Annotated in this window: 25 protein-coding genes; 13 read left to right on the top strand and 12 right to left on the bottom strand. The window is 71.2% G+C overall.

Annotated elements, in window-relative coordinates; all coding sequences use genetic code 11:
* The first annotated feature begins 24 nt into the window (after positions 1-24).
* Both D0Z08_RS07465 and D0Z08_RS07460 read left to right on the top strand, forming a co-directional pair.
* A complete protein-coding gene (locus D0Z08_RS07465; RefSeq protein ID WP_118924248.1) occupies positions 25-831 on the top strand; it encodes a MurR/RpiR family transcriptional regulator in 807 nt (268 codons plus the stop codon).
* Entirely contained in the window at positions 831-1307 is a 477-nt protein-coding gene (locus D0Z08_RS07460; RefSeq protein WP_118924246.1) for a nucleoside deaminase, read from the top strand. The genes D0Z08_RS07465 and D0Z08_RS07460 overlap by 1 nt, the downstream gene beginning before the upstream one ends.
* Here D0Z08_RS07460 and D0Z08_RS07455 read toward each other — a convergent pair.
* Complete coding sequence (locus D0Z08_RS07455) at positions 1301-1744, bottom strand: MerR family transcriptional regulator (RefSeq protein ID WP_118924244.1); 444 nt, start codon at positions 1742-1744, stop codon at positions 1301-1303. The two genes, D0Z08_RS07460 and D0Z08_RS07455, sit on opposite strands and share 7 nt — an antisense overlap.
* A 130-nt stretch (positions 1745-1874) precedes the next feature.
* On the opposite strand from D0Z08_RS07455, the gene D0Z08_RS07450 reads away from it, so the two are divergent.
* The gene (locus D0Z08_RS07450; protein ID WP_118924242.1) at positions 1875-2234 is read left to right on the top strand and encodes a cupin domain-containing protein; all 360 of its coding nucleotides are present in this window, start codon (positions 1875-1877) and stop codon (positions 2232-2234) included.
* Between the two features lie 96 nt (positions 2235-2330).
* On the opposite strand, the gene D0Z08_RS07445 is transcribed toward D0Z08_RS07450, so the two are convergent.
* From D0Z08_RS07445 to D0Z08_RS07415, 7 genes are all read right to left on the bottom strand, one after another.
* Positions 2331-3167 (bottom strand): thioesterase family protein, encoded by an 837-nt coding sequence (locus D0Z08_RS07445; protein WP_245993743.1) that lies wholly within the window; start codon positions 3165-3167, stop codon positions 2331-2333.
* Positions 3164-4006 (bottom strand): xanthine dehydrogenase accessory protein XdhC, encoded by an 843-nt coding sequence (gene xdhC / locus D0Z08_RS07440; RefSeq protein ID WP_118924240.1) that lies wholly within the window; start codon positions 4004-4006, stop codon positions 3164-3166. Before xdhC ends, D0Z08_RS07445 begins: the two co-directional genes overlap by 4 nt.
* Positions 4006-6270: a xanthine dehydrogenase molybdopterin binding subunit gene (gene xdhB, locus D0Z08_RS07435; RefSeq protein ID WP_118924238.1), complete on the bottom strand. Its 2265-nt coding sequence runs from the start codon at positions 6268-6270 to the stop codon at positions 4006-4008. The genes xdhC and xdhB overlap by 1 nt, the downstream gene beginning before the upstream one ends.
* Positions 6267-7649 carry a xanthine dehydrogenase small subunit gene (locus D0Z08_RS07430; RefSeq protein WP_118924236.1) on the bottom strand — a complete coding sequence of 461 codons (1383 nt, stop codon included), beginning with the start codon at positions 7647-7649 and terminating at the stop codon, positions 6267-6269. The genes xdhB and D0Z08_RS07430 overlap by 4 nt, the downstream gene beginning before the upstream one ends.
* Before the next feature lie 214 nt (positions 7650-7863).
* The gene (locus D0Z08_RS07425; RefSeq protein WP_118924234.1) at positions 7864-8316 is read right to left on the bottom strand and encodes a methyltransferase family protein; all 453 of its coding nucleotides are present in this window, start codon (positions 8314-8316) and stop codon (positions 7864-7866) included.
* A gap of 66 nt (positions 8317-8382) precedes the next feature.
* Positions 8383-8781: an arsenate reductase ArsC gene (locus D0Z08_RS07420; RefSeq protein WP_118924701.1), complete on the bottom strand. Its 399-nt coding sequence runs from the start codon at positions 8779-8781 to the stop codon at positions 8383-8385.
* 5 nt (positions 8782-8786) lie between these two features.
* The gene (locus D0Z08_RS07415) at positions 8787-9473 is read right to left on the bottom strand and encodes an aquaporin (RefSeq protein ID WP_118924232.1); all 687 of its coding nucleotides are present in this window, start codon (positions 9471-9473) and stop codon (positions 8787-8789) included.
* 135 nt (positions 9474-9608) lie between these two features.
* Here D0Z08_RS07415 and D0Z08_RS07410 point away from each other — a divergent pair, with 135 nt between their 5' ends.
* The 3 genes from D0Z08_RS07410 (at position 9609) to D0Z08_RS07400 (ending at position 11579) form a co-directional block, all read left to right on the top strand.
* Complete coding sequence (locus D0Z08_RS07410) at positions 9609-9959, top strand: HNH endonuclease (protein ID WP_245993740.1); 351 nt, start codon at positions 9609-9611, stop codon at positions 9957-9959.
* 64 nt (positions 9960-10023) lie between these two features.
* Entirely contained in the window at positions 10024-11250 is a 1227-nt protein-coding gene (locus D0Z08_RS07405; RefSeq protein ID WP_118924228.1) for a serine/threonine-protein kinase, read from the top strand.
* The gene (locus D0Z08_RS07400) at positions 11247-11579 is read left to right on the top strand and encodes a hypothetical protein (protein WP_118924226.1); all 333 of its coding nucleotides are present in this window, start codon (positions 11247-11249) and stop codon (positions 11577-11579) included. Before D0Z08_RS07405 ends, D0Z08_RS07400 begins: the two co-directional genes overlap by 4 nt.
* A gap of 11 nt (positions 11580-11590) precedes the next feature.
* On the opposite strand, the gene D0Z08_RS07395 is transcribed toward D0Z08_RS07400, so the two are convergent.
* Together D0Z08_RS07395 and D0Z08_RS07390 are read right to left on the bottom strand one after the other, a co-directional pair.
* Positions 11591-12223 carry a glyoxalase gene (locus D0Z08_RS07395; protein WP_118924224.1) on the bottom strand — a complete coding sequence of 211 codons (633 nt, stop codon included), beginning with the start codon at positions 12221-12223 and terminating at the stop codon, positions 11591-11593.
* A 19-nt stretch (positions 12224-12242) separates the two neighbouring features.
* Entirely contained in the window at positions 12243-13166 is a 924-nt protein-coding gene (locus tag D0Z08_RS07390) for an EamA family transporter (RefSeq protein WP_118924222.1), read from the bottom strand.
* A 180-nt stretch (positions 13167-13346) separates the two neighbouring features.
* Between D0Z08_RS07390 and D0Z08_RS07385 the strand changes: the two genes are divergently transcribed.
* Both D0Z08_RS07385 and D0Z08_RS07380 read left to right on the top strand, forming a co-directional pair.
* Positions 13347-15974: a DUF7948 domain-containing protein gene (locus D0Z08_RS07385; RefSeq protein WP_118924220.1), complete on the top strand. Its 2628-nt coding sequence runs from the start codon at positions 13347-13349 to the stop codon at positions 15972-15974.
* Between the two features lie 108 nt (positions 15975-16082).
* On the top strand, positions 16083-16850 hold the full coding sequence (locus tag D0Z08_RS07380; RefSeq protein WP_118924218.1) for an ABC transporter permease: 768 nt from the start codon (positions 16083-16085) through the stop codon (positions 16848-16850).
* Between the two features lie 31 nt (positions 16851-16881).
* On the opposite strand, the gene D0Z08_RS07375 is transcribed toward D0Z08_RS07380, so the two are convergent.
* Positions 16882-17091, bottom strand: a complete 210-nt coding sequence (locus D0Z08_RS07375; protein ID WP_118924216.1) for a heavy-metal-associated domain-containing protein — start codon at positions 17089-17091, stop codon at positions 16882-16884.
* 131 nt (positions 17092-17222) lie between these two features.
* On the opposite strand from D0Z08_RS07375, the gene D0Z08_RS07370 reads away from it, so the two are divergent.
* The 3 genes from D0Z08_RS07370 to D0Z08_RS32005 are packed head-to-tail and all read left to right on the top strand — an operon-like array spanning position 17223 to position 18867.
* On the top strand, positions 17223-18455 hold the full coding sequence (locus D0Z08_RS07370; protein ID WP_118924214.1) for an NAD(P)/FAD-dependent oxidoreductase: 1233 nt from the start codon (positions 17223-17225) through the stop codon (positions 18453-18455).
* Positions 18456-18457: 2 nt separating this feature from the next.
* The gene (locus D0Z08_RS07365; RefSeq protein ID WP_118924212.1) at positions 18458-18721 is read left to right on the top strand and encodes a CDGSH iron-sulfur domain-containing protein; all 264 of its coding nucleotides are present in this window, start codon (positions 18458-18460) and stop codon (positions 18719-18721) included.
* Entirely contained in the window at positions 18718-18867 is a 150-nt protein-coding gene (locus D0Z08_RS32005; RefSeq protein WP_182481214.1) for a hypothetical protein, read from the top strand. The genes D0Z08_RS07365 and D0Z08_RS32005 overlap by 4 nt, the downstream gene beginning before the upstream one ends.
* Before the next feature lie 27 nt (positions 18868-18894).
* On the opposite strand, the gene D0Z08_RS07360 is transcribed toward D0Z08_RS32005, so the two are convergent.
* Positions 18895-19194, bottom strand: a complete 300-nt coding sequence (locus tag D0Z08_RS07360; RefSeq protein ID WP_118924699.1) for a metal-sensitive transcriptional regulator — start codon at positions 19192-19194, stop codon at positions 18895-18897.
* 136 nt (positions 19195-19330) lie between these two features.
* Between D0Z08_RS07360 and D0Z08_RS07355 the strand changes: the two genes are divergently transcribed.
* Positions 19331-19537 carry a heavy-metal-associated domain-containing protein gene (locus D0Z08_RS07355; protein WP_118924210.1) on the top strand — a complete coding sequence of 69 codons (207 nt, stop codon included), beginning with the start codon at positions 19331-19333 and terminating at the stop codon, positions 19535-19537.
* Positions 19534-20526, top strand: coding sequence for a hypothetical protein (locus tag D0Z08_RS07350; RefSeq protein ID WP_118924208.1), 993 nt, complete (start codon positions 19534-19536; stop codon positions 20524-20526). Before D0Z08_RS07355 ends, D0Z08_RS07350 begins: the two co-directional genes overlap by 4 nt.
* Position 20527: the final 1 nt, after the last annotated feature.

The following is a 20527-nucleotide window of genomic DNA, read 5'->3' as shown; positions in this document are numbered from 1 at the left end:
CCATGACGGAAGTAGGCACCCCCGATGAGGATCGACGAGCGGATCGCGGACCGGCACGATGCCCTGACCCCGCAGGAACGGCGCGCGGCCGCGACGCTGCTCGAGCACCTCGACGACCTGGCTACCTATCGCGCCGCGGAGCTCGCCGAGCTGGCCGGCGTGAGCCGCGCGACGATGAGCCGTCTGTTCCGCAGCCTGGGCTTCGAGGACTTCGACGAGGTGCGCGAGCACCTGCGGGCGCTGCGGAGCGCCGGCGAGCCGCGGCGGGTCGACGGTGCTCCCAACGCCGAGGCTCTGGCGGCGATCGAGCAGGGTGCGATCCTCCGGGCGATCGAGCACCCGCGGATCCTCGAGGTCGCCGGCCTGCTGGCGCTGGCGCGCAAGGTGTTCGTGATCGGCTGGCGCAACAGCTACCCGGTCGCACTGCACCTCCGCGAGCAGCTGGCCCAGGCGCGCGCCGACGTGGAGATCGGGCCGGTGCCCGGCCAGACCACGGGCGAGGAGCTGGTCGGCCTCGGCCCTGAGGACGTGATCGTCGTCGTCGGCTTCCGCCGGCGCCCCAAGGGCTTCGCGGAGTTCCTGGCCGAGGCGGGCACGACCGGTGCTGTGGTCATCCTGGTCGGCGACCCGACGGCGGTGGCCCATGCCTCGCAGGTGTCGATCTGGTTGGAGTGCCCGGTGCAGCACTCGCTCGCCTTCGACAGCTATGCGGCGCCGATGGCGCTGGTGAGCGTGCTCGCGGACGCGGTCCTGGGCGCGTGCGGCCGCGCCGGCAGCAAGCGGGTCCGCAAGATCACCGAGACCTACGAGCGGATGGGCGAGGTGGAGTGATGCCGACGAACGACGACGCCGCCTGGCTGGCGCACGCCGTCGGCCTCGCCACCGCGAACGTCGAGCAGGACGGCGGTCCCTTCGGCGCGGTCGTCGTGCGCGGCGACGAGCTCGTCTCCAGCGGGCAGAACCGGGTCACCCGGGACCTCGACCCGACAGCCCACGCCGAGGTGGTCGCGATCCGCTCGGCGTGCTCGGCGCTCGGCGACTTCGCCCTCGCGGGCTGCACGCTCTACACCTCCTGCGAGCCGTGCCCGCTGTGCCTCTCGGCCGCCCTCTGGGCGCGCCTCGACCGGGTCGTCTACGCCGCCGACCGCGATGACGCCGCGCGCGGAGGTTTCGACGACCGCGCGTTCTACGAGCTCTTCGACCGACCCCGCTCGGAGTGGCCGATGGCCGTGTCGGCGCACCCGCTGCCCGACGGGTTCGCGCCGTTCGCCGCCTGGCTGGCGAAGGCCGACCGGGTCCGCTACTGACGGGGCCGCGGCACCAGGTCGAGTACGACGACCCCGGGCGACTCCGGCACACAGCAGGTCAGGTCGGTCCGGCACGCGTCCGGAGGCTCGGCACGCAACGCGTCCTGCACGGTCGTCAGCTGCGCGGAGAACCGGTGCAGCTCGTCGATCCGCTCGGCGATCTCGGCCTGCTTCTCGTCGATCAGCTGCCCGACCCGCTCGGCCGCGCTGGCACAGTGCGTCCCTGCCCAGATGCCGAGCAGCGTGCCGACCTGGTCGCAGCTCAGGCCCATCCTGCGCGCGCGGGTGACGAACAGCAGCCGGGCGGCGTCTTCCTCGTCGTAGTCGCGGTAGCCCGACGACGTGCGTGACGGCCCGGACAGCAGGCCGATCCGCTCGTAGTAGCGCACCGTCGAGGTGGCCACTCCGACCCGCTCGGCGAGCTCGGAGATCCGCATCCGTCCACGGTAGACCTTGAACTCCGGTTCAAGGTCAAGAGCCGGATCTCGGGCTTGACATTGCACCGCGGTTCAAGGCCTACCGTCCCGGCACGGACCGACCAGCGGTCCCCGAGCAAGGAGAGAGAAGATGGCCAGCTTCACCAGGGACAACACCGAGCTCGCGCTCGAGCTCGACGGCAGCGGCTCGCAGCACCGGGCCCGAGCCGGCGACATGTTCGTCGCGCTCGAGCAGTGGAAGGCGGGGCTCGACACCGGCCCGATGTTCGCCGACCTGCCGGGCGGTGCCTGCAGCGAGCCGCACTGGGGCTACTGCCTCAAGGGCAGCGTGACGGTCCGCTTCAACGACGACGGCGCGGACGAGACGATCGCAGCCGGCGACGCCTACTACATCCGCCCCGGCCACAACGTCCACATCGACGAGGACACCGAGTTCGTCGAGTTCACCCGCGCCGACGAGACCCCCGGCATCAACACCGTCGCCGGCTGATGTGCTGACATTCGCGAGTCGGCGCATCTCCGGTCCCGTACGACCCCGAGTCGCTCGCAGGAGCCCGAGATGAGCCGACTCGGCGTTGTGGCGGGGTCAGCGGGGCAGGAGGGCCAGCTGGCGGGACTGGGCGACGAGCCGGTCGGTGGAGTCCCAGACCTCGCAGTCCTCCTCGAACATCCCGCCGGCGATGTTGCGGGTGCGGTGACGCAGCCGGAGCCAGCCCGGGGCGGGCTTGGCGCGCACATGGGCGCTCAGCTCGACGGTGGGCGCCCAGCCCATCAGCCCGAGGTCGAAGGTCACCGGCGGGAGCGCGTCGACCGCCATCAGCAGGGACAACGGGTCCGGCTCCCGGTCGTCGGCGAGCCGGAACCAGGCCGTGATCTGGCCGCGCCCGCTCGGCTTGCCGACCGCCCAGCCGATCTCGTCGGGGTGGAAGAGCATCTCGAACCGCTGCGTGAAGGGCGCCATCTGCTTGACCTCGTCCGGCGCGAGGGTGTTGGGCACACACTCCTCCCGCGGCGGCATCGCGATCGGCTCGGCCGTGGTGCGCACGTCATCGGCGGGGAACGAGTCGAGGTCGCCGTACGTCGCCAGCACCGAGAGGCGGATCTCGTCGTCCTGCTTGAGGTCGGCGGCCACGGTGGCGGTGCGGCCGCCCACGCGCAGCGGTCGTACGGCGGCCGTCACCGGCCCGGCCTCCGCCGGCGAGATGTAGTAGGCGCTGACCGCGACAGGGTCGGGGTGCTTCGGCAGTGCGGCCCGCATCGCGTTGCCGAGGAGCGAGAGCTGGTAGCCCCCGTTGAGGCCGCCGCCGACCCGCCAGCCGTCGGACATCACACCGACGAAGTCGTCGCCCGCCGGGGTGACGGCGATGTCGCGGTCGAACTCCGACAGGGAGCCGGTGTCGGCAGTGGTCAGCTCGGTGGTCACCGTTCGAGCGTACTGACCGCCGACGCTCGAATCAGTGCCAGGACCTCGACTGTGACGGACACCGCAATCGCCGCAGGCGCCTTCCCGTCGACCCCCGTGACCGCAGGATCGCCGATCGGGGTCCGTACCCGGTCGATGGTCTCCGGTTCGTGGCCGAGCTCGGCGAGCTTGCCCCGGAACCGGGCCCACTTCGCCGACGAGCCGATCAGCCCGATCGTGGCCGGCCGCGTCGACCGGAGCAGGGCGTCGAGGATGGCGAGGTCCTCGGCGTGGTCATGGGTGAGCACCAGGACGTGGGTGCCGACCGGGAGCTCGGCCACCACCAGCTCGGGCAGCACGGGAACCTGGTGGACGTGCACGTCCGCAGGACCGTCGTGCAGGGCCGCGAGCCGGTCGGCGGCGAGCTGGTCGCTGCGCGAGTCGACCAGGTGCACCTCGACCTCGTGGCGGCTGAGCTGGAGCGCGATCTCGAACCCGACGTGACCCATCCCGAAGACGGCGACGGACGGCCGGACACCGATCGGCTCGAGCAACAGGGTCACCTCGCCCCCGCAGCACTGCACGCCGTGCTCGACCGGCACCTTGTCCGAGAGGGTGTGGTGCTCGGTCACGGGCGCAGCGACACCGGTGAGCCCCAACCCGCGCAGCAGCCCGCGCGCGCGTCGTACGGCCGCCTCCTCGAGGTTGCCGCCGCCGATGCTCCCCCAGGTCCGGTCGGCGGCGACGACGAGCTTGGCGCCCGCCGCGCGCGGCGCGTGGCCGCGCACGTCGGTGATCGTGACGAGCACGCAAGGGGTACGGCGCTCGCGGCACTCCTGCACCGCCCGGAGCCAGTCCATCAGTCGCGCCCACCTTCGATCGCCCAGAAGACCGCCTCCGGGGTGGCCGGTGAGGCCAGCTCGACCGACTCGCCGGGCGGCCGGAACGCGGCCACCGCCTCACGCAGCGCCTCGCGCACCGAGAACGCCAGCATCAGGGGCGGCTCGCCCACCGCCTTCGACCCGTAGACCGCCCCGTCCTCGGTCGCCCGGTCGAGCAGGGTGACCCGGAGGTCGGCCGGCATCTCCGAGAGGCTCGGCAGCTTGTAGGTCGACGCCGACGGGGTCGTCAGCCGCCCGCGCCCGGGGCCGTCGGAGACGTCCCAGCGCAGGTCCTCGAGGGTCAGCCAGCCGACCCCCTGGACGAAGCCTCCCTCGATCTGCCCGATGTCGACCAACGGCGACAGGCTGTCGCCGACGTCGTGCACGATGTCGACCCGGTCGACCTCGTAGGCGCCGGTGAAGCCGTCGACGGAGACCTCGGCCGCGGCGACGCCGTACGCGAAGTACTTGAACGGCTCGCCCCGCGCCGCGACCGCGTCCCACGACAGGCCCTCGGTCTTGTAGAAGCCGGCCGCCCACAGCTGGATCCGCTCGTGGTAGGCCGTTCGCACGAGCTCCTCCCAGGTGGTCGCCACTCCGAGCTGGGCGCGCACGGGCGCCAGCCGGGCGATGATCTGCTCGCACGCGTTCTTGACCGCGGCGCCGTTGAGGTCGGCGCCCGAGCTGGCCGCCGTGGCCGAGGTGTTGGGCACCTTGTCGGTGCGCGTCGGCGCCAGCCGGACCCGCTCGATCGGCAGCCCGAGCGCGGTGGCGGCGACCTGCAGCATCTTCGTGTGCAGGCCTTGGCCCATCTCGGTGCCGCCGTGGTTGATGAGCACCGAGCCGTCCTTGTAGACGTGGACGAGCGCCCCGGCCTGGTTGAACGACGTGAAGTTGAAGGAGATGCCGAACTTGACCGGCGTGATCGCCAGACCCCGCTTGCGATGGGGGTTCTCGGCGTTGGCGCGCGCGATCTCCTCCCGCCGGCGCTCGAAGTCGCTGGACTCGAGGACCTGCTGCCAGGCCCGGTCGAGCCGGTCGGGGTGCCGCACCGGTTGGCCGTACGGCGTCGCCTGCCCCTCGACGTAGAAGTTGCGCCGCCGCAGCTCGTGGGCCGGCACACCCAAGACCGGCGCCGCGCGGCCGAGGATGTCCTCGATCACCAGCATCCCCTGCGGTCCGCCGAACCCGCGGAACGCGGTCTGCGACGTCTTGTGCGTCCGCGCGATCCGTCCGTCGACGCGGACGTGCGGGATCCAGTAGGCGTTGTCGACGTGACACAGCGCCCGCGACAGCACCGGCTCCGACAGGTCGAGGCTCCAGCCGCCGTCCGAGGTCAGCGTCGCCTCGAGCGCCTGCAGCAGCCCGTCGTCGTCGAAGCCGACCTTCCACGTCGCGTGGAAGCCGTGCCGCTTGCCGCTCATGGTCATGTCCTGCTGCCGGGTGAGCCGCACCCGCACCGGCCGACCGGTCAGCCGGGCGCCGAGCGCGGCGACCGCCGCGAACCCGTGCGGCTGCATCTCCTTGCCGCCGAATCCCCCGCCCATCCGCAGGCACTGCACGGTCACCTGGTGACTGGCTATCCCCAGCACGTGCGCGACGATCTCCTGGGTCTCGGTCGGGTGCTGCGTGCTCGACTGGATAAAGACCTGACCGTCGTCGTCGACGGTCGCCAGCGAAGCGTGCGTCTCGAGGTAGAAGTGCTCCTGCCCGGCGAAGTCGATCTCGCCCTCGAACACGTGCGTCGAGCCCGCGAGCCCCGCCGCCACGTCACCGCGCTCGAGCCGCGGCTGGGCGCCCTGGAAGCTCTCCTGCTCGATCGCCTCGACCACGGTCAGGATCGACGGCAGCGGCTCGTAGTCCACCTCGACCGCGGTCGCCCCGATCCGGGCCGCCTCCAGCGACTCACCGAGCACCCAGGCGACGGCCTGGCCGTGGAACATCACCTCGGTCGGGAAGAGCGGCTCGTCGTGCTTGGTGCCGGCGTCGTTGATCCCGGGCACGTCGTCGGCCGTCAGCACCCGCACCACGCCGGGCACGTCGTACGCCGGCTTCGGGTCGAGGCGCGTGATCATCGCGTGCGCGTGCGGCGCGCAGACCGGGTGGGCGTGCAAGAGGTACGGCGTCCGCAGGGCGATGTCGTCCGTGTACAGCGCCCGTCCGGTGACGTGGAGCGCCGCCGACTCATGCGGCCGGGCCTCGCCGACCACCGCGGTCACGGGTCGTTCGGACAGCCTGCTCATGAGGCCACCGTCTCGGTGTAGAGCTTGAAGAGCGCGTTCTCCATCATCGCCCGGCGGAAGTCCGCGCTGGCGCGATGGTCGTCGATCGGCGTACCGGAGGCAGCGAGCCAGGCTCCCGCCTCGACCACCGTGGCACCGGTCCACGGGTGCCCGACGAGCAGCTGCTCCGCCTCGGTCGCCCGGATCGGCGTCGCGGCGATCCCGCCGAGCCCGATCGCCGCCCGCGCCACGACCCCGTCGACGATCTCGATCGCGAACGCGACGGCAACCGACGAGATGTCGTCGAACCGGCGCTTCGCGATCTTGTGGAAGGCGGTGAGCGGTGCGAGCGGCAGGGGCACCCGGACGCTCGCGATCAGCTCACCCGGCCGCAGGACCGTCTCGCGGTAGCCGGTGAAGTACTCGACGAGCGGCACCACGCGCTCCCCCGCTGCCGACACCAGCACCACCGATGCGTCGAGCGCGAGCAGCGCCGGCGGCAGGTCCCCGATCGGGGAGGCGGTGCCGAGGTTGCCGCCGATCGTCGCGCCGTTGCGGATCAGCCTCGACGCGAACTGCGGGAAGACCTCGTCCAGCAGGGGGACGGCACCGGCGAGCCGGCGCTCGATCTCGGTCAGCGACAGGGCGGCGCCGATCTCGACGGAGTCCGCCGTCACCTCCAGCGTCCTCAGCTCGGTCAGGTGGTCGATCGCGACCAGCAGCCCCGGACGGGAGGCGCGCAGGTTGGCCTCGACCCCGAGGTCGGTCGCGCCGGCGAGCGGCACTGCGCCGGGCTCCCCCAGCAGGTCGAGCGCCTCCGCGAGCGTTGCCGGCCGAGCGAAGCCGGGCACCCGCACGGGGGTCACCTCCGGCGGCGGTGCCGTCGTACGGAAGGACAGGTGGTCGCCGGCCGCGGGCGCGCCGAGCGCCTCGGCCGCCTCCACAATCGGCCGGTAGCCGGTGCAGCGGCACAGGTTGCCGGAGAGCGCGTGGTGGTCGAAGACCCCGCTCTCACAGCGGCCCGGCCGGTAGTACTCCGCGGCCATGCTGCAGACGAAGCCCGGCGTGCAGTAGCCGCACTGGGAGCCGCCCCGGACCGCGAGCTCGCGCTGGACGGGGTGCAGCGCGTCGGGCTCGCCGAGTCCCTCCGCGGTCACGACCTCCTGGCCCGCGAGTGCGGCGGCCGGCACCAGGCACGCGTTGACCGCGGTCCACTCGGTCGGGGCCTCGATGCCGGGCCGGGCGAGCAGCACCGAGCACGCCCCGCACTCGCCCTCCGCGCAGCCCTCCTTGGCGCCGGTCAGGCCGATGCTGCGGAGCCAGTCGAGGGCCGTCGCGGGCGGCGCGACGCCGACCAGGTCCCAGGACGCACCGTTGACGGTGACCAGCGGCTGCTCCATAAGGTGAACGGTACGACGCACGCTGGCGCGCGGCACCCGGAAAGCAGTCAGACGCGAGCGATTCGCCGCGTCAACCAGGCGATCAGGACCTTGACGTGCTGGACGTGCCCCACGATGACGTGACGCGACTCCGGTGATTTGCGCACCGCGACCTCCCTTGGCCTGTGCCGGTACCCACTATGACGCGCGGATCAACCCAGAGGTTGCATCTGGCTCAGATCGGCAGGCCGGGCAGCCACCGCGGCACCCGGGCGCAGTAGGCGTCGTACTCCTGCCCGAACAGCTCGCGCAGCGCCGCCTCCTCGGGCTGGATCTGGACCCGGTCGATCAGGGCGACGAAGACAACGACCGGCAGCGCCGGCAGCACCCCGCCCCGCGCCAGCGCGTGTGCGGTGAGCAGCCCCGCCATGCCGACGTACATCGGGTTGCGGGTGAGCGCGTTGGGGCCGTCGGTCACCAGCGCGCTCGCCTGCTCCGGGCGGAACGGCTCGACCGTGGTGCCGGTGTCGCGGAACCGCTGGATGCTGCCGGCGATCAGCACGACGCTGGCGGCCGCGACCGCGCCGCCCGCGACCTTCCGGACAGCCCCCGCCCCGCCCTTCCGGGCGAGGACGTGCTGGGCGACGGCGCCGACGAGGGCGTAGGCAGGAGGGGGTACGACGGGCACCCCGCGACCGTACCTGCCGCTACGGAACGACGGGCAGCGTCAGCGTCTGGCCGGACGCGACGGCGGTTACGTCAGGTCCGCGACCAGAGCCTCGACGCGTCTGCGGATCTCGTCGCGGATCGGCCGGACGGCCTCGATGCCCTGGCCGGCAGGGTCGTCCAGCTGCCAGTCCTCGTAGCGCTTGCCGGGGAAGATCGGGCAGGCGTCGCCGCAGCCCATCGTGATGACGACGTCGGACTCCTGGACGGCCTCGGTCGTCAGCACCTTCGGCGTCGCGGTCGTGATGTCGATGCCCTCCTCGAGCATGGCCTCGACGGCGACCGGGTTGATCTGGTCGGCCGGCGCGGAGCCGGCGGAGCGTACGTCGATCCGGCCTCGCGCCAGGTGCTCGAGGTAGCCGGCCGCCATCTGCGAGCGTCCGGCGTTGTGGACGCAGACGAACAGGACGCTGGGCTGGCCGGACATCGCCGTCATCGGGACTCCTCGGAGACAGGATCGGCGGTCGGGTACAGCAGGCGCACCAGGCCGACGGCGATCGCGCCGCCGACCAGCTGCATCGCGACGAACATCGCCACGGAGGACGGCGCGATGCCGGCGAAGGTGTCGGAGAACATCCGGGCCACGGTCACGGCCGGGTTGGCGAAGCTGGTGCTGCTGGTGAACCAGTACCCCGCGGTGATGTAGCCGCCGACCGCGTAGGCGACGGTGTCGGTGCGGCCGGACCGCATGCTGCCGAAGATCACGAGGACCAGGCCGACCGTGGCGACGACCTCACCCAGCCAGAGCCCGGCGCCGGTGCGTTCGGTCGACGCGATCGACACCGCGTCGAGCTCGAACATCAGGTTGGCGAGGACCGCACCGACCGAGCCACCGACGAGCTGCCCGGCGATCAGCGCGGCCGCGTCGCGGGTGTCGACCACTCCGAGGGCCCGCTCGACCAGCGTCACCACCGGGTTGAACGCGGCGGAGACCGGCTGGAGCGCCAGGATCAGGGCGACCAGCGCGGCGCCCGTGATCAGGCTGTTCTCCAGCAGCTGCAGGCCCACGTCGTCGGGCGACAGTCGCGTGGCCGCGATGCCGGAGCCGATCACCGCCATCACGAGGAACGCCGTACCGACGAGCTCCGCGGCGACCTGCCGGCCGAGGGACTTCGACATGCGCCGATCTTGGCAGCCGTCGATGTCGCGGGCCTAACTCCCGGCGAACGACGGTCTATGCGACCGACTGGACGCAAAGACGGAGACACGGCGACACTCCCGCGGACCGGGGCTCGCTCGCCGTACCCTCCCCTCGTGGCATCCCGCACCCGCGCCGCGACGTACGCCCGCCGACGGAAGCGCCGGATGGCGAAGGTCGAGCACGACCTGACCGACGCGCAGTGGGCGTTGCTCCAGGCCCGTTGGGGCGGGTGCGCCTACTGCGGTGCGGCCGACCCCGCTCCGCAGAAGGACTGCGTCCTGCCGATCTCCCGCGGCGGCCGCTACACGCTGGTCAACGTCGTGCCGGCCTGCCGCTCGTGCAACGCCAGCAAGTGCAACGCCGAGGTCACCACCTGGATGCGGCGCAAGAGGCTGGACGAGCGGGCATTCCTGGTCCGCCAGGCCGAGATCGCCGGCGAGGTTGCCCGCCCCGCCATCGGGTAACTGAACCTCATCGACAACGCCCGGCTGAGCACCCGGGCGGCGCGGGCCCCAAGGAGCGACGTCCATGTCCATCGACCTCGGTATCGTGCTGGCCGATCGCTACCAGCTGGCGGAGGTCATCGGACGCGGCGGCATGGCCGAGGTCTACCGAGCCACCGACCTCAAGCTGGGCCGGCCGGTGGCGGTCAAGATCCTCCTCGACGGCGCCGGCGACGAGACCGACCGGGAGCGGTTCGTCGCGGAGGCGCGGACACTGGCCATGCTCGCGCACGGCGGGCTCGTCACCGTGCTCGACGCCGGCTTCGACGGAGCCCTCGGGGGACCCGCCGGCGCCACGACCGGCGCCGAGTACGACCAGCCGTTCCTCGTCATGGACCTGGTCGACGGGCCGACGCTGTCCCAGATGATGAAGAACGGGCCGATGGCGCTCGACGAGCTCGGCCCCATCGCGGTGCAGATCGCGGACGCGCTCGCGTACGTCCACGCCCGCGGCGTCGTCCACCGCGACGTCAAGCCCGGCAACGTCCTCATCGACCCGGCCGGCAGGGTCAAGCTCGCCGACTTCGGCATCGCGCGCCTGGTCGAGCAGCGGACCCACCACACCCGCAGCGGCATGGCGATCGGAACGGCGGCCTACATCGCACCCGAGCAGGTGAACGGCGGCCAGGTCGAGGGCCCCGCCGACGTGTACTCGCTCGGGCTGGTCCTCCTCGAGGCGATCACGGGACGGCGGGAGTATCCCGGCACCCCTGCCGAGGCTGCGCACGCCCGGCTCCACCGCCCGCCCGAGATCCCCGAGCTCCCGGACGTCTGGCGGGACCTGCTGACCGACATGACGGCCCTCGACCCGGACGACCGACCGAGCCCCGCCGACGCGGCCGCCCGGCTGCGCGCCCACCTCAGCGAACCGGCGCCGGTCGCCTCGGCCGGCATCCCGGACGCAGAGACCTCGCCGATCCTCGGCACCGAGACGGCCGCCCGCCCCGGACTGACGAGAACGCTGGTCGACCAGGCCGGGGCCCCGCCGGCACAGCCGCAGCGGACGTCGGCGATCGACCGCGCCGGCGACGCGCTGGCACGCCAGAGCCGCCGCCTCGTCGTACGACTCCGCACCCTGCCGCCGGAGACCTGGGGAGTCCTCGCCGCGCTGGGGGCGCTCGTGGTGCTGCTGGTGGTCATGGCCGCGGTGAGCGGAGACGGCGCCACCCCTGCCATCCCCGACAACACTCCCGCGGACCTGCGCGAGCCGCTGACCGAGCTGCACATCGCCGTGAACGGAGAGGACGAATGAGGCGCGCCGCGCCGCAGGCCCGATGGCGCGTAGCCCTCGCGGGCGCCGTCACCGGCGGACTGGTGCTGCTCGCCGCGGCCGGGTGCTCGGACGAGCAGCCGCCCGGAGAGTCGGCGCCCGCACTGGCCGAACGTCTCGACAAGGTCGACGCTGCGATCGAGGACGGGGAGCTCGGCGAAGCACGCCGGGCCGTCGACGAGCTGGTCGCTGAGACGGCTCGGGCCCTCGTCGCCGACGAGATCACCGACGACGAAGCGGACCGGATCTTCGACGCGGCGCGGGAGGTCCTCGCCGAGCTACCGGCGCCCAAGGAGGGCGACGACGAGTAGCCGGTGAGCCGTCACACGTGCGGTGAGATCACCGCCGTGTTGACCGACATCCCGAGCTCTCGATGCCGCAGCGTCGCGATCCGACGACCGGGCTGTACGGCGTCCTTCACCCGCCCGACGTGCTCCCCCAGCAGGTCCGCGGTCGCGTCGATGTCGGCGACGACGTGGGTCACTCCCCAGAGGGTGGCCGGCCCCTCGGTCGCCTGGTCCGGGGAGCCGACGACCTCGAGGATGACCTCGCCCAACCGGAAGAACACCTGACGCATCGGCACGCCACCGAGGTCTCCGTCCCGCTCCCTGCGCGGGTGCAGGTCGATCGCCTCGAGCGCTCCGACCGTGCGGCGCAGGTCCGGCGACAGCAGGACGACGTGGTCGACGCTGACAACTCCGTTGGGATGCGACGGCGGCGCCGATGACGACCGGTCCGACGCTGTCGTGGGGATGCCGTCGAGCTCGCCGGCGATCATTCCCGGCGCCAGGTCGCGCAAGGTCCAGCCGACGATCCCGGTCCCGCGGTCGCGCCCGACCAGCCGGATGCCGACGGTGCCGACCCGGCAGACGGCGTCCGGACCCACCACGAAGCCGGCGGCCTGCCACGCCTCCGGCGGGTCCGCGACGAGCAGCTCATCGATGGTCACGCCCATGCAGCGGACCCTAGAGCAGTCAGACCGGCTCGAGAGCAGGCTCCTCGTCACGTGCCGGTAGTCGCTCGACGGTGATCACGACGGCGACCGCCACGATGATGACGAGGCCGCCGACGAGCACTGCGCTCGTGATCGGCTCGGCGAGGATCAGCCAGCCGAGGAACACCGCGACCACGGGGTTGACGTACGCATAGGTCGCGACCAGCCCGATCGGCGCGTTCGCCAGCACCCAGACGTACGCGCTGAACGCCAGCATCGACCCGAAGACCACCAGGTAGCCCCAGGCGAGCCAGGTCTCGCCGCCGTACGTCGAAGGCTCGAGGTCCTCGCCACGCACCAGGCCGAGGGCGATCATCATCACGCCCCCGGTCCACATCTCGTGGACGGCCAGCACGAAGGCGTTCTTGGGCAGCGTGAGCCGCGGCTGGACCCAGGAGCCGAATCCCCAGAAGGCACTCGCCGCGAGCACGATCGCCGCGCCCACCAGCGGCACGTCGTCCTGCTCGCGTCCGCCGAGCACCAGCCACGCGAGGCCGACGAAACCCAGCACCACGCCGATCACCGACCACACCGACGGCCAATCGCCGGCAAGGATCCGGTAGATGGTGACGAAGAGGGAGACCGCGGCGACGAGCAGCGCCGCCACTCCGCTGGGCACGCCCATCTCCTCGCCGACGGCGACGAACCCGTTGCCGAGCAGCGGCAGCAGCAGCCCGAGCAGCGCGGCGCCGGCGAACTCGGCGCGGCTGACCCGGAGGTCGACGCCCCGCAGTGCCAGCAGGCCGCCGAGCAGCAGCCCCGCAACGAGGAACCGGCTGCCCATCCCGGACAGCGGCGGCATCTCCTCGACGACGACCCGGATCGCCAGGTAGGTCGAACCCCAGACGACGTAGACGATCGCGAGCGCCGCAACGACCAGCCCCAGCCTCGCCCGTGAGTCCATCCGCTTCCCGCCTGCCCTGTGTGTGCTCGAACCCTCGTGGGCGGAACCGCTCGGCGCAATCGGTTATTGCGGGTGCCCGGGAGTTGGCCGGGAGTCGATGGAATCTGGCAGTTCCTCGGTCACGCGGTCTCCCCACGAGGCATCATCGGTGCGACTTCGAGACAAGAGGGACTTTTGACGATGCTGCACCTGCTCACCCGGCCCGTAGCAGCTGTCGCGGCCGCCACCTTGGCCGTGACCGCCGCGGTCACCGCGCTCACGTTCACCCAGTTCGACCCCGACGACGTGGCGGTCGCCTTCCCTGACGCCGGCACCACCGCAGCGATGGAGGATCGGGCCCGACGGGCCTTCGACTCGCTGCCGTTGGCGTTCGAGGTCAACCGCGGGCAGACCGATGCCGCAGTCGAGTACCTGGCTCAGGGCTCGGGGTTCACGCTGTTCCTGACGGAGAACGGGGCGGTGTTCGACCTACGAGCGGCCGACGCCTCGCCGAAGGCGACGAAGCAGCCGGCGCCCGCGGTGGCCGTGGCGCTCGATCCCGTGGGTGCGAACCCCGCGCCGCGACTGGTCGGAAGGTCCCCGCAATCCGCCACGTCCAGCTACTTCCTCGGCGACGACCCGAGCAAGTGGCAGCGAGGTGTTCCCGCCTTCGGCCGAGTCCGCTACCAGGGGCTCTACCCCGGGGTCGACATGGTGTTCCGGGGCGACCGCTCCGGCGCGGAGTACGACTTCGTGGTGGCGCCGGGCACCGACCCGGCCCGGATCGGCTACCGGCTCCGCGGCGCCGAAGGGCTGGCCCTGGACGATGGGCACCTCGTGGCCACGACGGCCATCGGCGACTTCGTGCACCGCGCCCCGGTCGCGTTCCAGCGGATCGACGGGGAGCGCCGGAGAGTCGATGCCCGCTACCGGCTGGTGGACGGAGTCGTCAGCTTCGACCTCGGCGCCTACGACCACCGCCGGCCGCTCGTCATCGACCCGGCCACCGACCTGGAGTACTCCACGTACCTGGGTGGGGGCGACCTCGAGGTCGGTCACGCGATCGGCCTCGATGACGGCGATGCCTACATCGCGGGCTCCACCCTCTCGACGAACTTCCCGACCACGACGGGCCCGTACCCGAGCGACTCCGGGTCGAACATCTTCGTCTCGAGGATCTCGCCCGACGGCGCCGGGACGGCCGACCTGGTCTCGTCGGCCGTCGTCGGTGGGAGCGCCAGCGAGAGCGGACTGGGGATGGCCCTCGACGGCGGCGACGCCTACGTCACTGGCATCACCAGATCGTCTGACTTCCCCGCGACCTCCGGAGCCTTCGACGAGTCGCACAACGGGTTGACGGACACCTTCCTCGCACGGCTCGCCCTCGAGCCGACGGGGAGCGCGGACCTGACGTACGCCACGCTCCTGGGAGGGAGCGACTTCGACGACGCCCGAGCGATCGCTGTGGAAGGCGGCGACGCCTACCTCGCCGGCGAGGCCCAGTCCTCCGACTACCCGACGACCGAGGGCGCCTTCGACCGCGTCCTGGGCGGGTTGGCGGACGCCGTCCTGACCAGGATCTCCCCGGACGGGGCGGGAGCCGCTGACCTGGTCTACTCCACGTACCTCGGCGGCGACGGCCTCGACTCCGCGTGGGCGATCGCCATGGACGGCGGCGACGCCTACCTCACCGGGTCGACGTGGGACGTCTCGAACTTCCCCACCACCGTCGGCGCCTTCGACCGCACCCTCGGCGGGCCGAAGGACGCCTACCTGACTCGGATCTCTCCGGGTGGAGCGGGAGAGGCGGACCTCGTCTACTCGACGTACCTGGGCGGCCCGTCGTGGGACCAGGCCGAAGGAATCGCCGTTGCCGACGGTGACGCCTACATCGTCGGTTCGGCGGCATCGGCCAGGTTCCCCACCACGGCCGGGGCCTACGACCGGACCTTCAACGGGGAGAACGACGCGTTCGTGGCGCGGATCTCGCCCGACAGTGCCGGTACAGCGGACCTGAGGTACTCGACGTTCCTCGGCGGCCGCAAGGAGGACTGGGTCAACAGCATCGTCGTCGACGGTAGAACCGTCGACGTCGTCGGCGGCTCCGAGTCGGCGGCCTTCCCCACCACCGTCGGCGCGCTCGACCGGACGTACGGCGGCGGGGTCGACGGCATCGTGGCCCGGCTCACTCCCGCCGGGCGGGGGAAGGCAGACCTGAAGTACTCGACCTTCTTCGGGGGCAACGGCTGGGACACCCTCTACCAGCTGGCCCCGCACGCGGGCGCCCTGTACGTCGCCGGCTGGACCGACTCGACCGACCTGCGGACGACGGACGGTGCCTACGACACGGTCGGCAACTCCGACGATGCCTTCCTCATCGCGATGCGCGTGCGCGACCGGGCCTTCCGGCCCGACGCCTGGATCCGTCGCGACGTCGGGGGCAACGTCGGAGACGACATCTACAACACCACCGGCGAGGGACAGACGAGGCGAACGGTCTTGCGGCCCGGCTGGCGAGAGGTCTACGTGGTCACGGCGCAGAACGACGACGACGTCAGCGACCGGTTCCGGATCACCGGGCCGGGGAGCTCGCGGGCCTGGGTGGTGAGGTACTTCCGTGCAGGGGAGAACATCACCCGCCAGGTGACCGGCCGCGGCTATCGGACCGGACCGGTTCCCGCCGACGGCGAGCTCGAGATCAAGGTCAGGGTCAAGGCGCGACTCTCCGCGCCCGTCGGCGCGAGGAAGTCGGTGCTGGTCCTGGTGACCTCCCTCGGCAACACCGTGTTCAAGGACGCCGTGAAGGCGAGGCCCACCGTCATTCAGTGACGACCCGGCAGGCGATTCACACGTTGAAGCGGAGCTTTCCCGCCCGGCTCTGGCTACTGCTGACCGGCGCGGACTCTCCCCATCTGGCAGGCTCTGGCCGTGCACCCGATGACGAGCGCACCAGATCCAGACTGGCGACTCGCGGTCGTCCTCCTGACGCTGGTCGTCGTGGCTGCATTGACCTCGCGTCTCGCGGGCCTGGAGGTCGAGCGGGACCACGTCACCGCGGCAATACGCGCGGTCTTGCAGCTGGCGGTTGTGGCCGTCTTCATCGCGACGATCATCGAGTCACTGTGGTGGTCGCTGGCGTTCGTGCTCTTCATGTTCGTCGTCGCGACCGCGACGTCACACCGCCGGCTCGGCGCGCCGCGCGAACAGTCCCCCTGGGTCGCGCTGGCGATCGCCGGCGGGGCTGGCCCGGTCATCGGGCTCTGCCTCGGCTCGGGAGTGATCCCGCTCAATGGAGCCGGCGTGATCCCGATCTCGGGAATCGTCATCGGCGGCGCGATGACCGCCAGCACGCTGACCGGCCGCCGGGCGTTCGACGAGTTGACCGCACACCAAGGTTCCTACGAGGCGGCCCTGGCGCTAGGTCTTCCTTCTCCCGATGCCGCCCACCTCGTGATTCAGCCGACCGCGCGGGAAGCACTCACCCCCGGACTCGACCAGACCCGCACGGTGGGGCTGGTGACTCTCCCTGGTGCCTTCGTCGGGGTACTGCTCGGCGGCGGAAGCGCCCTGGAGGCCGGTGCCGCCCAGGTGCTCGTGCTGATCGGCCTGCTGGCAGCCCAAGCGATCACCACCGCGTCACTTCTCCGGCTGATCGCCACAGGAAGAGTGGTCCGCAAAGACCTGCGGACCATCTATCCCCGCTGACGGTCGGGCAGCCAAGGCCCCTCCTGGGGACTCAGGCCTCGACGATCTGATATCCCAACTTCGCCACAGCCGCGCGGACCGCGCCGTCGTCGGCGCTGCCGAAGATCTCAAGAGTTCCCGTCGAGACGTCGACGTCGACGTCCTCCACGCCTGGGACGTCGGTCACGGCGTTCGTCACCTTGTTGACGCACCCGTTGCAGGTCATCCCGGCGACGGTGTAGGTGGTGGTGGCGTTGGTCATTGCTGATCCTCCTTGCGATCGGAACTGGCGAGCATAGATTACCCCCGTACCGTATATACGCAACCCTTGACTTCATACCTGGATGGGGTATGGTGAGGCACCATTGTTGACAATCTACAAGGAGAGTTGCGGTGCGGGAAGTCGTGATCGTCGGCGCCTCGCTGGCCGGCACCCGGACGGCAGAGGCGCTGCGACGAGCCGGCTACGACGGCACCCTCACCCTGGTCGGCCGTGAGCCGCACCCGCCGTACGACCGTCCGCCACTCACGAAAGCCGCACTCGTCCGGGGACCGGAGCTCGAGAGCCTCGTGCTCCCCTCGACGGTCGATCTCGATGCGCGCTGGATCACGGGCCACTGGGCCACCGACCTCGACCTGACCGACCGTCACCTGCGTCTGGACACCGGAGAGCGTCTGCGGTTCGACGGACTGGTGATCGCGACGGGCGCAAGTGCTCGGCGCCTCCGGCCGAGCGGCGTCGGCCCCCTCGTGCATCACATCCGCACCTTCGAGGACTGCGTCCAGCTCCACCAGGCGCTGGCCGCGCCCGACCAGAAGGTGCTGGTCATCGGAGCCGGACTCCTCGGCTCGGAGGTCGCGTCCGTCGCGGTCGCGCGTGGCCACCGGGTCACCTTGGTCGAGGCGACCGAGGGCCCGATGCTGGGCGCGCTGGGTCCGGAGATCTCTGCCTACTGCGCACGGCTCCATCGGGCCCGCGGGGTCGAGCTGCGTACGTCGACGGTGGTGCTGTCGCTGTCACCCGAGACCTGGCGGGGCAAGAAGGCGACCGCCGTGCTGGAGGATCGGTCGAGCGGTGATCGATGGGCGGCGAGGGCCGACGTTGTGGTCGCCGCGCTGGGGACGGTTCCTGAGACAGGATGGCTGCGAGAGAGCGGCCTCGACAGCGACGGCGGCGTCAGGACCGACGGTTCTCTGACGGCCCTCGACCGGTACGGCGTTCCTGTGGCCGGCGTCGTCGCAGTGGGGGATGTCGCGCGAGCCCCACAACCGCTGGTCGGCGGAATCGCTCGCAGGGTCGAGCACTGGACCGCCGCCGCGGGTCACGCCGAGATCGCGGCGGCGACACTTCTCGGCTCAGCGGCAGCAGGGTCTGCACCCGTCCCCTCATTCGGCACGGAGCAACACGGCTTCGAGATTCGCGCCGTCGGTCTGCCAGGGGTGGGCGACGCCACGACCGTCGTCGACGGGACGCTCGAGGATCACCGCTTCGTCGCGAAGCGGACGCTTCGCGGCCGGCTGGTCGGCGCCGTCGCCGTCAACCACACCGCCGGCCTGACGCCCTACCGAGCAGAGCTCGAGAGACAGACCGCGAGAACCCCTGAAGCGACACCCGGAGGAAAGTGACCATGACCGATTCAGCTCAGCGACAGCCACGACCGACCAGTGTCAAGGCGGTGCGGAACGGTCCGCTCCAGCTCAAAGGCACCTTCCGACTGCTCGATCCCGACGGGGACGAGTACGACCTCGAGGGCCAGCGCATCGTGCTGCTCTGCAGGTGTGGTCGATCCAAGGACCAGCCGTTCTGCGACTCCACCCACTCACGTGTTGGTTTTCTCACCGAGGACCGGGTGGCCTGTGACCCGTCAGACGACGACGAGGGCGCCGCATGAGCCGGCTGAGCCTCGGCAGCTCCCTCGCGGGCCTCCTCAGGAATGCCGCCGGCGCTGCGTGCGCATGCGGTGCTCGCGCCTGGAGCACAGCGGTCGAGCGCAACGTCGGCGGCGTGATCATGCGCGCCGAGATCCGCTCGCGCTGACGTCGGATCGAGCAGGCGGACGGCGAGCTACGAACGAACGAGACGGGCGATCGCGTCGGTTGCTTCCTTCAGCTTGACCTCGGCCTCGGCGCCACCTACGGAGGCGGCGTCGATGACGCAGTGGCTCAGGTGCTCGTTGAGCAGACCCAGAGCCACGGACTCCAGGGCCTTCGTCACGGCCGAGATCTGGGTGAGGATGTCGATGCAGTACTTCTCCTCCTCCACCATCCGCTGCAGACCCCGCGCCTGCCCTTCGATGCGTCGCAGCCGGGTCAGGTAGTCGTCCTTGCGGTGCATGTAGCCGTGCTGGTGCGGCGTCTCAGCCATCGCGCTCTCCATCTCGTCCTGAATGCCGCCAATATACCCCGTATCCGTATCTATGCACTCACTGCGCTCTTGATCGAGATACCCACCTGGGGTATCTTCGGACTGAGAGTCGCGAGACCGAAAGGAGATCAGCCCGATGAGCAGCAGCAAGAGCTACACCGTGACCGGGATGACCTGCGCGCACTGCGTCGCGTCCGTCACGGAGGAGGTCCAGGAGATCCCCGGTGTCGAGGACGTCGACGTCGTGCTCGAGAGCGGCAGCCTGACGGTGACCAGCTCCGAGCCCGTCGACGACGCCGCCGTGAAGGCGGCGGTCGAGGATGCGGGGTACCAGCTCGCATGAGCGTCACGACCAAGCTCATTGCGTTCGTAGCGATCGTGGCCGCGGTGTTCGCCGGCGCGATCGGCGTGGGCAGGCTGTTCGGCCCGGTCGACGCACCGGCGTCGGCGGACCACGAGGACATGGACATGGCCGAGGACACCGGTGAGGACATGGCCGGCATGGACATGGAGGACATGGACATGTCGGCTGCCTCTGACATCCCCAAGGGGCTGATGGTCTCGCAGAACGGCTACACGTTCGATCTCGACCAGACCACCGCCGCCCCCGGCTCCTCCGTGCCGGTCTCGTTCACGATCGTCGGTCCCGATGGCGAGCCCGTGACGGACTACGACCTCGAGCACGAGAAGGAGCTGCACCTGATCGCCGTACGCCGCGACTTCACCGGCTTCCAGCACGTGCACCCGGTGATGGACTCCGACGGGACCTGGCGGACCCGCGTGGACCTGACCTCCGGTCAGTGGCGCCTCTTCGCCGACTTCAAGGCCACGGGTGCTGACCCCGTGACCCTGGGCAACGACCTCGCCGTGCGCGGGACGTACCGGCCGGACCTGGCGACGACCGACTCCAGGACTGCGCGGGTCGGCCCCTACGAGGTCACCCTGGAGGGCGACCTCGCCGCGGGCAGCGAGGCGAAGCTCACCCTCTCCGTCACCCGCAAGGGCGAGCCGGTCACCGACCTGGAGCCCTACCTCGGGGCCTACGGACACCTGGTCGCGCTCCGGGCCGGCGACCTCGCCTACCTGCACGTCCACCCCGAAGGCACTCCCGACGACGGCGTGACCGAGCCCGGGCCGGAGGTCGTCTTCTACGCGCAGGTGCCCAGCGCCGGCCGCTACCACCTGTACCTGGACTTCCAGCACGGCGGCGTGGTGCGGACGGCCGCCTTCACGGCCACCGCCAGCGAGACGGCGCCGTCCGAGGAGTCGACGGGCGAAGAGCCCGAAGACACCGAAGAGACCGAAGAGCCCCATTCCGGCGACGAACACTGAC

It is taken from the genome of Nocardioides immobilis, from assembly GCF_003515065.1.
GTDB lineage: Bacteria > Actinomycetota > Actinomycetes > Propionibacteriales > Nocardioidaceae > Nocardioides > Nocardioides immobilis.
This window is presented reverse-complemented; position numbering and strand designations above follow the sequence as displayed.